This window comes from Chitinophaga oryzae (assembly GCF_012516375.2).
In the GTDB taxonomy this organism is placed as follows: domain Bacteria; phylum Bacteroidota; class Bacteroidia; order Chitinophagales; family Chitinophagaceae; genus Chitinophaga; species Chitinophaga oryzae.
Window position 1 is genome coordinate 2914148 of record NZ_CP051204.2, and the last position, 14110, is coordinate 2928257.

Annotated in this window: 14 protein-coding genes; 5 read left to right on the forward strand and 9 right to left on the reverse strand. The window is 52.3% G+C overall.

The genetic code is table 11. From position 1 onward, the window contains the following. Positions 1 to 8 precede the first annotated feature (8 nt). Positions 9 to 212 (forward strand): FAD-dependent oxidoreductase, encoded by a 204-nt coding sequence (locus HF324_RS33390; protein ID WP_220101304.1) that lies wholly within the window; start codon positions 9 to 11, stop codon positions 210 to 212. Further along, complete coding sequence (locus HF324_RS12190; protein ID WP_220101305.1) at positions 146 to 1258, forward strand: NAD(P)/FAD-dependent oxidoreductase; 1113 nt, start codon at positions 146 to 148, stop codon at positions 1256 to 1258. The genes HF324_RS33390 and HF324_RS12190 overlap by 67 nt, the downstream gene beginning before the upstream one ends. Before the next feature lie 268 nt (positions 1259 to 1526). Here the strand turns inward: HF324_RS12190 and HF324_RS12195 are convergent, their stop codons facing one another. The 5 genes from HF324_RS12195 to HF324_RS12215 form a co-directional block, all read right to left on the reverse strand. After that, a complete protein-coding gene (locus HF324_RS12195) occupies positions 1527 to 1883 on the reverse strand; it encodes a cupin domain-containing protein (RefSeq protein ID WP_168802723.1) in 357 nt (118 codons plus the stop codon). A gap of 2 nt (positions 1884 to 1885) precedes the next feature. Next, complete coding sequence (locus tag HF324_RS12200) at positions 1886 to 2305, reverse strand: MauE/DoxX family redox-associated membrane protein (RefSeq protein WP_168802724.1); 420 nt, start codon at positions 2303 to 2305, stop codon at positions 1886 to 1888. 82 nt (positions 2306 to 2387) lie between these two features. Further along, a complete protein-coding gene (locus HF324_RS12205; protein ID WP_246269513.1) occupies positions 2388 to 3182 on the reverse strand; it encodes a helix-turn-helix domain-containing protein in 795 nt (264 codons plus the stop codon). 9 nt (positions 3183 to 3191) lie between these two features. Beyond that, positions 3192 to 4136, reverse strand: coding sequence for a hypothetical protein (locus tag HF324_RS12210; protein WP_168802725.1), 945 nt, complete (start codon positions 4134 to 4136; stop codon positions 3192 to 3194). A gap of 175 nt (positions 4137 to 4311) precedes the next feature. Continuing rightward, the gene (locus HF324_RS12215) at positions 4312 to 4620 is read right to left on the reverse strand and encodes a hypothetical protein (protein ID WP_168802726.1); all 309 of its coding nucleotides are present in this window, start codon (positions 4618 to 4620) and stop codon (positions 4312 to 4314) included. 166 nt (positions 4621 to 4786) lie between these two features. Here HF324_RS12215 and HF324_RS12220 point away from each other — a divergent pair, with 166 nt between their 5' ends. After that, on the forward strand, positions 4787 to 6163 hold the full coding sequence (locus HF324_RS12220; protein WP_168859882.1) for a serine hydrolase domain-containing protein: 1377 nt from the start codon (positions 4787 to 4789) through the stop codon (positions 6161 to 6163). Positions 6164 to 6172: 9 nt separating this feature from the next. Here HF324_RS12220 and HF324_RS12225 read toward each other — a convergent pair whose 3' ends face one another. From HF324_RS12225 to HF324_RS12240, 4 genes are all read right to left on the reverse strand, one after another. Beyond that, the gene (locus HF324_RS12225) at positions 6173 to 6913 is read right to left on the reverse strand and encodes an alpha/beta fold hydrolase (protein ID WP_168859883.1); all 741 of its coding nucleotides are present in this window, start codon (positions 6911 to 6913) and stop codon (positions 6173 to 6175) included. A gap of 208 nt (positions 6914 to 7121) precedes the next feature. Beyond that, positions 7122 to 7448 carry a 2Fe-2S iron-sulfur cluster-binding protein gene (locus HF324_RS12230; RefSeq protein ID WP_168802729.1) on the reverse strand — a complete coding sequence of 109 codons (327 nt, stop codon included), beginning with the start codon at positions 7446 to 7448 and terminating at the stop codon, positions 7122 to 7124. Positions 7449 to 7459: 11 nt separating this feature from the next. Next, the gene (locus HF324_RS12235) at positions 7460 to 8356 is read right to left on the reverse strand and encodes a dihydrodipicolinate synthase family protein (RefSeq protein WP_168802730.1); all 897 of its coding nucleotides are present in this window, start codon (positions 8354 to 8356) and stop codon (positions 7460 to 7462) included. A 51-nt stretch (positions 8357 to 8407) separates the two neighbouring features. Continuing rightward, positions 8408 to 8878 (reverse strand): cupin domain-containing protein, encoded by a 471-nt coding sequence (locus tag HF324_RS12240; protein ID WP_168802731.1) that lies wholly within the window; start codon positions 8876 to 8878, stop codon positions 8408 to 8410. Between the two features lie 282 nt (positions 8879 to 9160). Here HF324_RS12240 and HF324_RS12245 point away from each other — a divergent pair, with 282 nt between their 5' ends. Next, entirely contained in the window at positions 9161 to 9808 is a 648-nt protein-coding gene (locus HF324_RS12245) for a class I SAM-dependent methyltransferase (protein ID WP_168802732.1), read from the forward strand. Positions 9809 to 9946: 138 nt separating this feature from the next. Next, on the forward strand, positions 9947 to 14089 hold the full coding sequence (locus HF324_RS12250) for an RHS repeat-associated core domain-containing protein (RefSeq protein WP_168859884.1): 4143 nt from the start codon (positions 9947 to 9949) through the stop codon (positions 14087 to 14089). Positions 14090 to 14110 lie beyond the last annotated feature (21 nt).

The window sequence follows — 14110 nt, forward strand, 5'->3', positions numbered from 1 at the left end:
AACAGACTATGAAAGTAATCATCATCGGCGGCGGTATTATCGGGTTGGGCAGCGCCTATTACCTGCAACAGGCAGGCTACAGCGTGACGGTGGTAGACCGGACAGATATGTTGCAGGGCTGTTCCTACGGCAACGCAGGATATGTGTGCCCAGCCACTTTGTGCCGCTCGCTACTCCCGGCATTGTACGGCAGGGCCTCAAATGGATGCTGAACGCGTCCAGCCCTTTTTATATACAGCCTTCGCTTAACCGCGACCTGGTCAACTGGGGCCTGAAATTTATGAAGAGCGCCACACGGCAGCATGTAGCGCGTTCGGCAGCTCCGCTGCGCGATATCGCCCTGCTCAGCAAACAGCTGTATGAGTCGTGGAACACTGTGCCCGGCCTGGATTTCGCTTATGCGCCTATCGGTATGATGGAACTGTTCCAGACAGAACAGAACGCCCACCATGCCCATGAAACAGTGAAAGAGGCGGCGGAGTTGGGCATTGAAGCCCGCGTGCTGAACAGGGAACAGGTGTCGCAAATGGAACCGGATATGCCGCTGGAAGCGCTGGGCGCAGTGTATTTTCCCGGCGACTCGCAGTTGTATCCCAACCTGCTGATGCGCAACCTGCTGGCTTACCTGGAGCAACAGGGCGTACAGTTCATGCCGCACCAGGAGGTGACCGGCTTCACAGCCACCGGCAACCGGATCACCGGTGTACGTACTGCCGCCGCCACACTGGAAGCGGACCATGTGGTGCTGGCCGCCGGTGTGTGGAGCACCGCCCTCGCCAGGGAATTGAAACTCAATATCCCCATGGTAGGCGGCAGAGGATATTCTGTTACGTTTGAAAATACGCCGTTCAAAGTACATCATTCCATCATCCTCAGCGAAGCAAGGGTGGCTATCTCTCCCATGGATGGCAACAAAATCCGCTTCGGAGGAACGATGGAAATCACCCCGTTGCATACCCCTCCGCGGATGCGGCGCGTGCAGGGCATCTTCGACTCGGTGAAACGGTACTTCCCCGGCTTTGATATGGCAGTTCCGCCGGCAGACAAGGTATGGTACGGCTACCGGCCCTGCAGCGCCGACGGTCTGCCTTATATCGGGAACCTGTCCCGCTATCCCAATGTAACAGTTGCCACAGGTCATTCCATGCTGGGCATCAGCCTCGGCGCGGCTACCGGGAAACTGGTGGCCGAACTGGTGGCCGGACAGCCGGCATCGATGGACCTGCGGCCTTTCCATCCCGAAAGGTTTGGGCGGTGAAAGCCCGCATAAAATGAAACAACAAAAGAAGCCTTTAAACTACCCCGTTTAAAGGCTTTTTTGTGCTTATAAGGACTCCTGCTGATTGATGGGGCCGTCATGATGAAGATCACCTGTTTTGCCGGTGAATAGGGCATTTGAAGGAATGAGAAGAGCAGGTAGTGCATGTATACCGTTTTAAAATGGAACCACCCTATACGAAAACGGCTTTCGACGCTTTTAATAACAGGTAAAACACCCCGGCGCAGCAACGCCGGGGCGCGAGATATTATCCCAGTATCTCCACTTCTTCCGGGATCACAAAGAAGAGTGTGCATCCGGAAGGACTGCTAACGGAATGTTTAAATCCCGGCGGCGTATACAGGTAGTCGCCGGCCGACAAAGTAACCTGCTCCAGTACCGCTTCCCCGCTTAAGACAAAAATTTCTTCTCCCGCAGGATGATTATGATACGGGTAGACAGCGCCCGGCTCAAATTTCAGCAGGATCGTTTTCGACCGCTGACTGGCTTCGTCATACCGCAATGACTTAACAAAAATACCTTTGTAGTGAATGCCTTTTTCGATGAGCGGCAGCCAGTCTTGCTGGTTACTGTGCGTAATGTAGTGTTGGATGTCTGTATGCATGATTATGAATTTAATAATTGATCAATACTCCAGCGATAGGAGGGGAGGGTGGCCAGCAAAAAAGCGCCGGCGCTGAAGGCGAATACGGAATAGTCCAGCGGCTCTTTAATTCCGTAGGAGTATGTCATGGCCGCGGCGAACAACAGGGTGAGCGCTGCCGCAATGCAGGCGGCCAGCTGGGTTTTGAATCCCGTCAGCAGCATAATGCCCAGTGATGCTTCCAGGAAGGTGGCCACTACAGCGATAGCGGGTATTATTCGGGAAGGGGCGAAGGAGTTGACCTGTGCCGTGTATTGCAGAAAGTTATTCCAGCCGGAAGAGTGGCTTCCCCAGAGGTTTAACCGGCTGGCCACGGCCGACAGGAAGCCGGCTCCCAGTGAGAGCCGCAGCAGCAAAGCGGCGATGTCCTGATATGATTTCATGTACTGTTTGTTTTTGACAGTACAAAGTTGGCTTTTCGGGAGGGGTTAGAGAATAGAGAATCCTGTAAAAAACATGTAACATTTACAGGGCGTATTGTTCTTTATACTGTTTGGGAGATAACTGAGCCTGTTTTTTAAAGAAATTGGAGAAATAGAAAGGGTCGTTAAAGCCCAGTTTATAGGCGACTTCTTTTACCGTAAGGCTGCCATAGGTCAGCAGCCGCTTGGCTTCCGAAGTAACGAGGCTATAGATCACGTTCTGGGCGGTTTTGCCGGCATGCAGGCGGGCCAGCTCGTTGAGTTTGGCTTCAGTAGTGCCCAGGAGAACGGCCAGTTGTTTCAGGGTGTAATTATGCTCAAAATTGTTTCTCACAGCTTCCAGGAACCGGAGGAAAAGCGCGTCGGGTTTCCAGATCTCATCGCCCCGTTGTACCTTGGCCCGGTTGATGGCCACCAGTATCAGTGTTATGCGGCTATGTACGGAGATCAGGTATTGATAGGGCTGTTGGGCCACTTCTTCCTGTATCAGCGCCAGCTGCCTGTCTGCCACGCCACTGCCGACGGATATCACTTCGTTCATCGCAAAATGACAGAAAAGGCCGTTGTGGAAAATCAGTTCTATGTCGTTATCATCCTTACAGAAAAAATCGAGGGTGAATTCCAGCAGGTAGCCTGTAGCCTGGTGGTTTTCCCGGATATGATGTATCTGCCCGGAGGTGATGGTGATCACATCGCCGGCCCCCAAAGGGAAGTCACGGTGATCGACGGAGACCACCAGCGAGCCGGTATGGCAATACAGCAACACATACCGCATGATGCGGCGTGGTTTGTCCGGAAGCGGGTACTGGTCGAGTGGTGTAATGGTGATCATCGGCATAAAATGAAATTATTTAACCTGTATGGAGGCGGCCATTTTTTTAAAATGCTGAAGGTCGCCGGTGGTATCTTTTTTACTGATGGCCTGCAATACAATGGCCTGGTCGCCTTTTACCACCACGCAGCAATAGGCGGTCACGGGTTTGTTTTTGAGCTGTCCCTGTATCTCAACCTGGTAAGCTTCGTTGTTATTGATACGGTCGCTGCTTTCCTGTTTTGTCTCCGGGTCGGTAAGGCCATACTCGCGGAATTTTCCCACCATCATCGCGGCAATTTCTTTCGGAGGCGCGGTGTTGTCATTGGGAAACTGGGCCACCATCACAAACGGGCCGTCGGGATCTTCTTTGGTGTCTGCCCCGTTGACGGTGTAAATATAGAGGCTGGCGGCATATTTAAAGAAACGGAAAGGTGTTTCTTTGGTGTCCATGGTAAAATTGGCCGTTTCAAAAGGATCTATTATCTGCTGCGGGTCGTACCAGATGCTGCGGAGGCAGGCCAGCATTTCCTTCCGGGCGGTTTCGTTGCCCGTGGGGTATACCGCCATGACAGAGGTGGAAAAGGTGGTGTCTCCGAAAACAAGTCCGAGGGTGATGTGGGTAGGAGCGCCCTGTGCCGCCACGAATTTGGCAGGGTAGCCATCGATATTAAGTTCCTGGTAATCGTACACCGTGGCGCCTTTTTCAACGAAAGCGGCTTTGCTGAAGGAGGCGGCGTTGGTATAGAAGTTACCGCCCGGCAGGTCGTACACATTGATCATGCCCCTCTCTTTGTGATGGAGGCCGATAAAGTTTTTGGCGATAGTATACTGCGCCGGCGGTATCATATACAGATGCGTACCGGGGATACGTACATGCCGGGCCGTTTTGGTATTGCGGATGATACTGTCCAGCTTGTACTGGGAGCGGGCGCCGGCTGCCATGCATAATAACAGACAAAGCGACAGGAATGGTTTCATGTGTGATCGTTTACTATCGGAAATGGTTGACAGGCGGGAGAAAAATGCCTTCCGCCCGCAGGTGGGACTGGGATCATGCTCCGGCGGTGTAAATGTCGGGTTTTATTTTGATTTTCTTATCGTGGTGTTATGGAGGGGTAAAAAGCCTTACAACCGCGTTGCAAGGCTCACTGTTTTACCAGCCAAAGCGGATGTAAAAAGTACCGTCATGGAAATCGATTCGTTCGGACAGGAATTTCTTCTTCTTCCACTGTTTCTTGTTTTTAGATACCAGCTTCCAGTTGGGATGAAACCTGTATTTCAGCTTTTCGGGCTTGTCTATGCCATCTTCATAGTATCGCATCCCTTCGTAAGGAAAGTCAGGGCAGCTCTTCTGGAAGATAGCGTGCCACCTGCAACGCGGACATGCGGCGTACATTTCTTTTCTTACGAGATTGTACGTTCTCCGATGGTCAGTTGTTTTCAGGATTTTAAGTTTGCTCACTTGTAAACACATTTGGTGCTACAAGGCGTCGAATGTTTTTTTCATGACATAGGTTTGGAGCGAAGATAGGAAAAGCGGTACAATCTCCGGAAAATAGTATTTTCATATAGCCTATGCTGCCCGGCAGCTTTGACGATTGCTATTATACGTAAACTTGTTCCACTATATGAAGCTCGTTCCCCTTTTGTTGCTGACCACCGCCGTATGCGGCGTTGCCACCGCCCAGTCCCGGCAGGCGGCCATGATCGATTCTATGGTCCGCAGGGCGCACCGCCTCGGCGTGTTTAATGGCAACTTGCTGGTGGCCGATCGTCACAAAGTGCTGTATAAAACGGCGATCGGCGCGGCAGATGTCACGGGCAACGTACCGCTGACGGTACAGCACCGTTTTCATATCGGCTCCATCGCAAAAGAATTTAACGCCGTGGGTATCATGATGCTGAAAGCACAAGGGAAGTTAAGCCTCGGGGATAAAGTGTCGCGGTATGTACCGGGACTGCCTTCCTGGGCGGATAGTATCACCATACAGCACCTGTTGCAGTATACCAGCGGATTGCCGGATATCAACTGGAAAACGGCAAAATCCGATGCCGACATCCTGCAGGACCTGAAAGATCTGCCACAGCTGATGTTCCGGCCGGGAAGCAACTATGCCTATAACAATGCGAACGTATTCCTGCAGCGGCGGATCATTGAAAAGGTCACCGGTATGCCGTTTAATATGTTCGTGGAAAAGCAGCAATTGCAACCCTGCGGGATGACCGCCTCGCTGATAGACCCGACAGAAAAAGACAGCCTGGTGGCCATCGCTTTTAGTGATGACCGCAAACCGGACGCGTTGTTTTATCCGATCTCCGGCTGGACGGCCGTTACGCTGGATGATTTCTATAAATGGTCGCAGAGCATCGACGGTTTCCGGCTGCTGTCTCCGGAAGATACCCGCACCATCCTGTATCCCGCAGGGCCGAACAAACAGGCGGGACTCGGTGGAGGAGAGATGAAAGGCGATCGCATCGTCCGGCATATGCACGATGGCTCCAGCCTGCACTTCAATGCATTACTGGTCAGCGATCCGCCCAAAGGCCGTACCATCATCCTGATGACCAATAACAAACAGGGGAATTTATATGAGCTGAATGCCGCTATCCAGGCTATTCTCGACGGAAAACCCTGGCAACAGCCCAAAAAGCCGGCGGAACTTCTCTTTAAAGGAATGCTGGACACGCTGAACGCACAGCAGTGCCTCGCACTGTATCAACAGTTGAAAAAACAACACACGGACCAGTACAACTTTGACAGCGAAGCGCCGCTTAATAACATCGGCTATTATTACCTTGGTCACGACAGAACAGATGATGCCATTGCCATTTTTGAATACAATACCCGGCTGTTCCCTTCTTCCGGTAATGTCTTCGATAGCCTGGGAGAGGCCTACTACAAAAAAGGGGACAAGCAAAAAGCGCTGGCGAATTATAAGCGCTCGTTGGCGCTGGACCCGGGGAATACCAATGCGAAAAACCTGGTAGCGGAGATGGAGAAATAGCAACCTGTGTTATTCGTTAAAATATTTCGTGATAATCTTACTGATGATATCAGCCTTATTAAAAACCATGATGTGCCCGCCGCCTTTAATGCGGTAGTCGGGATGTACCAGCCTGCTGGCAATCACCCTGTCGGCCGTTCCATGTATCTGGATGGTGCGTTCGGGCATCTGTTTATTATCCCAGTAGGCAATGCTCTTCAGCGCCCAGCGGAAAAAAGAGACGTCTGTTGCCTGCAGCAGTTTCTTTAGCGTTTTTTTGTCCACCCGGGTTTTGGCGCCAAAATAACTGTTCGTCAGGAAATTGGTGCCTCTCAGCAGCGAGCCCGGAATGATCCGGTACAGGCCCAGTTTCATGAAAAAGAACTGGAATTTGTTCAACTCATCTTTTGTTCTGACAGAGGAGATCAATACCATTTTTTCTATCCTGATTTGTTTGGAAACCTCTACGGCCACAATGCCACCGAAGGACAGCCCGATGATATAGGGATGTTCCGCCGTGATCTGGCTTTTGATCCGTCCTGCGTACTGTGCAATCGTTTCGTCGGGCAATGCCGGTATCCAGGAAATATAGACCCTGCGGTAACCCGGCAGCTGCAGGTTCATAAAAGCTGTGGAATCCGCTCCGATACCACTGAAAAAATAAATCGTCTTTTGTGCTTCTTTAACAGTGTCGGCAGGGTTTTGAGAAAACCCGTGGAAACTGATGAACAGGAATAAAACAGCAAAAACCACTTTCACACGTTGCGCCATAACCTCTTTTAATTTTACCTGAATTCACCGGAACGCTGTGCGCAGAAAATTCAGGAAACGGCCTAAAAAAGAGAGACTTATGAATTTTTACATTCATAAGTCTCTCTTTTTTATTTTTTAATATATTATATTTTTTGTCGGGAATTAAATTTAAACAGATTTTAAAAAGAACCGGCACAAAAATACCTAAATAATCTGAGAAGGGCGGCTACAAAGTGTCGTAATTTATCCTGATATGACTGCTTTGCGGGCTGGCCACACAGGTTAGGATCAAGCCGCTTTCCAGGTGGGTTGCTGACAGCACATAGTTCCTTCTCAGGCGGACTTCCCCTTCCTGCAGTTGGCATACACAGGTGCCGCACTGCCCCCGGCAGCAGGAATATGGTACGGCTATCCCGGCGCTGAGCAGGGCATCGAGGAGGGGAATCTGTTCGTCCCACGTCACCTGGCTTGTCACGCCTCCCAGCGTCACGGTCACCGTGATACCGGCCGTAGCGCTGTCCGGTCCGTCCGTTTTCAACGTATCGGTGTTCATGGTCGTCTGCTTTAAGCCGTCACGGCGCCTTTTACCTCGTCAAGGATGTGGCTGAGTTCAGTTATTTCTTCCGGTGACAACGGTTGCAGCGGGCTTCTGAACTCGCCGCCTTCCACGCCGAGCAGTGTCAGTCCGGCTTTGACCGATCTGGGAAGGCCTTTGGCGACAATGAATTTTAACAGGTTGACCTGCCGGTAGAACAGTCTTTGAGCTTCGTGCAGATCGCCGCTTTGCACCGCTTCGTACAGCGCTATGTTCAGTTCCGGGACCAGGTTGGCCGCAGCGGTGCACCACCCCGTCGCTCCGGCGGCAAAGGCTGCCAGGGCCAAAGGATTGGAACCGTTATAAAACGCGACCTCTTCTCCCAGCGTCTTTCTTAAAAAATGCATGCGCTGCACGTCGCCGGTACTTTCCTTTATCATCGTTACGTTGGGTATTTCCAGCAATCGCTTCAACAACGCTGGCGACATGTCCACCCCGCTGGTGGCCGGGTTATTGTACACCATAATGGGAATGGAGATTTTCGACGCAACGGCATCATAGTGTCTGATGATTTCGTTGTCGGTCAGTTTCCAGTAACTCATGGGAATGATCATGACCGCCGTGGCGCCCACCCGTTCTGCAAACTGCGCATGGTGAATGGTCTTCTGCGTGGTGAGGTTGGAAACACCCACCAGCGTTGGGGCACGGAACGCTACCTGTTCTATGGCGGCAACGGTGACCGCCTCCTTCTCTTCATCGGTAAGATAGGGGAGCACGCCGGTACTTCCCAGGGGTGCAATGCCGTGGCAGCCGGCGACTACCAGGCGTTCCACCTGTTTTTTAAACAGCGGGATGTCCACTTTTTCTTCTTTGTCGAACGGCGTAACAGGATACGCGATCACCCCTTTAAATGGTGTTTTATTCATAGTGTTTTGTTTTAAAGAAAGCGTCTTCCGGGGAAGACGCCGGATGAATCATTAGAAATCCCTGCCTTCTTCCTCGCGGAGGGCTACGCCCAGGTTCTGCAGCTGCGGTGCGTTTTCGCAGGCAATGTATTTAGCGGGTTCGCTGTCGCTCAGGTTCTGGTGCTGATGCCACGCCCACGAGGGAATGTACACGGCGTCGCCGGCTTCCCATTCCACGCGCTCATCTTCCACCAGCGTCCAGCCTTTGCCTTCCAGCACATACAGCAGGGTTTCGTAAGTATGGCGGTGGCGATGGGTTTTCTGGCCGGGAAGTAAACCGCCGATCGTAAGGCTTACGTTTTTGCTCGGCAGGTCCACAAAAAATACCGGATGTTTCCTTTCGGCGGAAAACTGGCTGTGTACGCCCGCCCGCTCCACATTCTTGTGGATAACATGGGAGGGTTTGACGTAGGTTGGCCTGGCGAAGGTTTGATGAAAATCTTTTGAACTGAATTGTTTTTGTGCTGCTTCCGTTTTTGACATAGCTGAAAGTTTTTTGTAATTGCACGATTGCAAAACAAAAGTACAGGGCATCCGGCAGGGCCAACTGGTACAGTTTCTATAAAGACCGGTAGTCCAGGCACAGGATGCGGAGGCAGGCCAACAAATTGTGTTTGTCTGCTGTTATTCTGCTGATGGGTTAACCCTGGTAAGCCCTGCTGCCCTATACCCGGATGGACGCTATCCCGATGAAAAAGGCAAGCTGTACCATTTTCGCGGGCCCTGTCACCTTATTGCTTATAAAAAAATATGTTTACGTCGTTTATGGAAGGAGGAAAATTATATGTACAGTATGGCAGCGGACCTTTTTCCGCGCCTGCGGGCTGGAAGAACTTTGACGCTTCGCCTACCCTGCGGCTGCAGCAGTTGCCGCTCATCGGATCTTTACTGAAAAAGCGGATGCATGTTACCTTCCATCCGGACGTGCAGCGGGGAGATATTCTTGAAGGGTTGCCAGGGGTCAGGGACAATTCCTGTGATGGCGTGTATTGTTCGCATGTGCTGGAACATTTGTCATATGAGGACTGTCTTACGGCTATCCGTAATACCTACGCCATGCTGAAGCCCGGTGGCCGTTTCCGCTGTGTGTTGCCCGACCTGGAAACAGCTGCGCGGAACTACCTCCATAACCTGCATGTGGAAGACAGCGAAGCCAATATGAAGTTCATGGAGGAAACCCTGCTGGGAAGACTGCAGCGGCAGCGCGGTATACGGCAGCTGGTGCAGTCAGCTTTCGGTAATAGGGAACACCTTTACATGTGGGACCATATTTCGCTGGCACACCAGTTGCAGAAGGCGGGCTTCCGGGAGGTGCGCCGTTGCGCGTTCAACGACGCCGCTGATAAAATGTTCCGGCTGGTAGAAGAAGAAATACGGTTTAAAAACGCCGTCGCGCTGGAGGCGACAAAATAATCTCACCCATATCATCAAATAATTAATTTATGCCCGGAATATCCGTTCCTGGTTAGGAATACTTATATTTATATACCATAAACTGTCCGAATCCATTTTGTTTAATCCGGTCAACTGAAAGACCCCCAAACCATATCGATGCTGGTAACCAATAAACACTTTACGCCTGTCCTGGGACTGGATATTCACATTGTGATCCTCCTTGGTTTCCCGGTGCCGCTGCCACATCCCTACATCGGGCTGGTAATAGATCCGATGGACTATATCCCTTTCATGGGCGCTACCACGCGCATCAACCACGTGCCACGGGGGAAAAGCGACACCAGCGGCATGCTGGTATTTCTTTTTCACATCCCGATGGGAGGCCCGTTCCTGCTGGCGCCGATGATCGGGCACGACTCCGTGAACTTCTTCGGCAGTAAAAAAGTAAAAGTGGAAGGTAACCTGATGAGTCCTTCCGGGCACATGCTGATGACCTGCAATGATATCGGCATGCCGCTGTCTTTGCAGCCCGGTAAGAAATTTATTCCCATCCCCAGCCTGTACCTGCCTACTTCGTATTCCATCCCGCTGTCTTTTGGCAAACCGGTGATGGTTGGCGGCCCTTTTGTGCCGGACTGGGCCGGTGTGTTGCTAAACCTTATCATGTCGTTCGGGTTCGGAGCGCTGCTGAAAGGCGCCGGTAAACTGGGGAAGAAAGCACTGACCAAGTTCAATCACAAACTGCAAAAGAAGATAGGCAGCAATAAGCTGAGCAGCATGCTCTGTAAGAAAGGACTGGAACCGGTGGACCTGGTGCAGGGCATCGTTATCTACGATTATACGGACTTTGAATTGCCGGGGCCTGTTCCACTCAAATGGGAGCGTTCCTGGAACAGCGACAGTCCCTTTGAAGGGCTGCTGGGCCGCGGTAATCACCTGAAGTACGATATGCGGCTGGAAGAGCTGCCACAGGAAGGCGTTACGGCAGTATTGCTGGGAGACGGCCGTACGGCTGTCTTTGATGCACTGCCTTTTGCCGGCAACACCGACTACAACCGGCATGAGAAGCTACAGCTTACCCGCACCCATCATGACGAATTTGCACTGTTTCAGCAGGACAACCGCTACACCTGTATTTTCCGTAAAGTACATCCGCAGGATGAGCAGTACCGTTTGATGAGCATCAGCACGGAATCCGATTTCCTGGTCACTTTCCATTACAATGCGGAGGGGCACCTGCTGCGGGTGACCGACAGCGCCGGCCGGCATCTGCTGATCACCAGCGATCCCCGGGGACGTATCCTCCGTGTCACCGGCCGCCATCGGGGAGAAGAAAAGATGCTGGTGCAATACGCCTACAGCGAAGAGGGTGACCTGGTAGCGGTGACAGACGCGCTCGACCAGACAACGCATATCGCCTACGAAGACCACCTGATGGTAAAAAAGACCGGACGTGACGGGGTGTCTTTCTATTGGGAATACGACAAGCAGCGCCGCTGCGTGCATTCTTATGGCGATGGCGGCGTTATGGAGGGCTTCATCGCCTATCATCCCAAAGAAGGCTATAATGAAGTGACCAACGCACAGGGACATACGACCACTTACTACTATACACCGGACTTTGTTGTGCACCAGGTAAAAAATCCGCTTGGCAATTCCGTTTTCTATGATTACACGGACGACATGGAAATTTACCGGGTGATTGATGCCGAAGGTAACGTTACCGGTTACACGTATGACGAAAGAGGCAATAAAACAGGCATGGTAAAACCGGATGGCAGTGAAACAAGGGCCATCTACGACGAGCAGGGAAGACTGATCAGCGTCACCGACGCGGAGGGAAACAGCCGCACCTTTATCTACTACGCCGGCTCCGGGCTGCTGCATACCATTACGGAAGGTGACGGCCGCATACGGATCTACCGGTATAATGAACATCAGCTGATAAGCCGGGTGGAAGAGGAGAATGACAGCTATACCGCCATCTCCTATGATGAAGATTACAACGTGCAAAGCGTCACCATGGCGGACGGCACCCATAGCGAATGGCGTTATGACGCCTGGGGACAGTGCCTGAAGGTGACCAATCCATTCCGGGAGCAGCAGCAGTTCCGCTATGATCTGCTGGGCCGCACCACCGATATCTGGCTGCCTGACGGTAATCATATACAGCTGGAATATAACGCCTACAGCGAAGTAGTAACGGCGAAGGACAAACAACATGAGATACGTTACGAATACACCGCGCTGGGCAGCCTGAAAAAGCGGGATGAAAACGGCCGGAAAACACATTACGTTTATAATACCGACGAGCAGCTGACCGCTATCGTGAACCCGCTGGGAGAGACTTATCGCTTCGTCCGCAACGCAGCAGGCCAGATCGTTTCCGAGACAGGGTTCGACGGGCTGGTGCGGCATTTTGAGCGCGACGGTACCGGGCGCGTGGTCCGGGTACACCGCCCCGGTAACCAGTGGACCCATTTCGAATACAGCACCAACGGGGAGCTTTCCCGGGTGGAATGGAACGACGGCAGCTTTGAAACATTCAACTACAACCGCAACGGCCAGATCATAGAAGCGACCAACAATCACAGCCAGGTGCGGTTTGAAAGAGATGGGGCCGGCAATATCCTCACGGAATGGCAGGACGGTTGCGTGATCAACAGCCGGTACAATTCCGATGGTAAACGTACAGCGCTGAAAAGCAGCCTGGGCGCGGACATCAAAATGCAATGGGACAGCTTCAGTGCGCTGACCGGCATTACCGCCGCCACAGGAGAGCAGGACCCCTGGACAGCCCATATCCAGCGCAACCTGTTGGGACTGGAGATAGAACGTACTTTGCCGGGCGGCGTGAAAAGCAACTGGAACTACCTTCCCGGCTCGTCTGCTGCCGGTACGCCGGATGCGCATCAGGTATACAGCAACGGCAGGACCACCCGCCATCGCCTCTATCACTGGGATGCCAACCAACGGCTGCGGCAGGCCACCGATGCGCTTACACGCGGCACCGTCAACTACGGTTACGATGAATGGAGCCAGCTGGCATGGGCGCAATACGAAGATGGCAGCTACGATTACCGTTTGCCCGATAAAGGAGGGAATCTCTATAAAACACAAACCCGGAAAGACCGCAAATACGGGGAAGGGGGCCGCCTGGTGGAAACAGACAAAGCCCGCTTCCAGTATGACGAAGAGGGCCGTCTGCGCAAAAAGATCGTGACGACAGGCGGCACGCCGCAGCTATGGGAGTATGAATGGTATGCCAACGGCATGCTGAAGGCCGTGCTGCGCCCCGACCAGAAAACGGTGTCTTTCCGTTATGATGCGCTGGCCCGGAGGACAGAGAAGGTCTTCAACGGCCGCGTTACCCGCTATGTTTGGGATACCAACAAACTATTGCACGAATGGTCATACCCGTTAACCGAAAAACCGGTGACGGCCGTCAATGAATATGGCGAGCTGGTGATGGACCGGCCCGAGCCGGTGCCGCCGGAAAGCCTCGTCACCTGGGTATTTGACGAAGGTACGATGTGCCCGGCCGCCAAGCTCACTGCCACAGACCAGTATGCTATCATCACCGATCATATCGGCAGCCCCTGTGAAGCGTATAACCGTGAAGGTGAGAAAATATGGAGCGCCGAATTGGATATTTATGGAAATGTGCGTAAGTTCGAAGGAAGCAAAGACTTCGTGCCGTTCCGTTTCCAGGGGCAGTATGAAGATGTGGAGACCGGTTTGTACTATAACCGTTTCCGTTACTACAGCCCTGAAGAAGGACAGTATATCAGCCAGGACCCTATCGGCCTGGTGGGCAACGGTACTACCTTGTACGCTTATGTGAAAGACCCCAATGCCTATATTGACCCGTTCGGACTGGAATGCCGCAAGGCGCAGTTAAGGGAACTGGGCGTGCCGGAAGGACCGGGCGTATATCATATCGAACATGACGGTAAAGTATATACGGGCTCTGCGGATAATCTGCTGGAAAGGCTGGCCAGCGGTGAGAAAAAACACAAAAAGGCGACAGAAATGCTCTTCGACGCGGAAGGTAAGCTGAGAGATGACGTGACCCTCACCATCAAAAAAGTGGATATGGGAGATGTCAGCAAGGTGCCCATCTCGGAAAAAAGAGCTAAAAACCACGTGCTGCGCAGCTTTGAACAGGAAGTAATGGATGACCAGGGCAACGTGCCGAAGATGAACGGATCACAGAACTCTATCCGGGCAGCTTCAGAAAACAGGGTGGACGAGTTCCTGGGAGAACGTAATACGGCCGGCGCAGACTGGATTGAATAACGCATTTATATTTAAAAGCAT

Excerpts from the sequence above, each read along its gene's own strand:
- HF324_RS33390 (WP_220101304.1), top strand. The coding sequence starts at position 9 with ATGAAAGTAATCATCATCGGCGGCGGTATTATCGGGTTGGGCAGCGCC.
- HF324_RS12195 (WP_168802723.1), bottom strand. The coding sequence starts at position 1,883 with ATGCATACAGACATCCAACACTACATTACGCACAGTAACCAGCAAGAC.
- HF324_RS12200 (WP_168802724.1), bottom strand. The coding sequence starts at position 2,305 with ATGAAATCATATCAGGACATCGCCGCTTTGCTGCTGCGGCTCTCACTG.
- HF324_RS12205 (WP_246269513.1), bottom strand. The coding sequence starts at position 3,182 with ATGCCGATGATCACCATTACACCACTCGACCAGTACCCGCTTCCGGAC.
- HF324_RS12210 (WP_168802725.1), bottom strand. The coding sequence starts at position 4,136 with ATGAAACCATTCCTGTCGCTTTGTCTGTTATTATGCATGGCAGCCGGC.
- HF324_RS12220 (WP_168859882.1), top strand. The coding sequence starts at position 4,787 with ATGAAGCTCGTTCCCCTTTTGTTGCTGACCACCGCCGTATGCGGCGTT.
- HF324_RS12225 (WP_168859883.1), bottom strand. The coding sequence starts at position 6,913 with ATGGCGCAACGTGTGAAAGTGGTTTTTGCTGTTTTATTCCTGTTCATC.
- HF324_RS12230 (WP_168802729.1), bottom strand. The coding sequence starts at position 7,448 with ATGAACACCGATACGTTGAAAACGGACGGACCGGACAGCGCTACGGCC.
- HF324_RS12235 (WP_168802730.1), bottom strand. The coding sequence starts at position 8,356 with ATGAATAAAACACCATTTAAAGGGGTGATCGCGTATCCTGTTACGCCG.
- HF324_RS12240 (WP_168802731.1), bottom strand. The coding sequence starts at position 8,878 with ATGTCAAAAACGGAAGCAGCACAAAAACAATTCAGTTCAAAAGATTTT.
- HF324_RS12245 (WP_168802732.1), top strand. The coding sequence starts at position 9,161 with ATGGAAGGAGGAAAATTATATGTACAGTATGGCAGCGGACCTTTTTCC.
- HF324_RS12250 (WP_168859884.1), top strand. The coding sequence starts at position 9,947 with ATGCTGGTAACCAATAAACACTTTACGCCTGTCCTGGGACTGGATATT.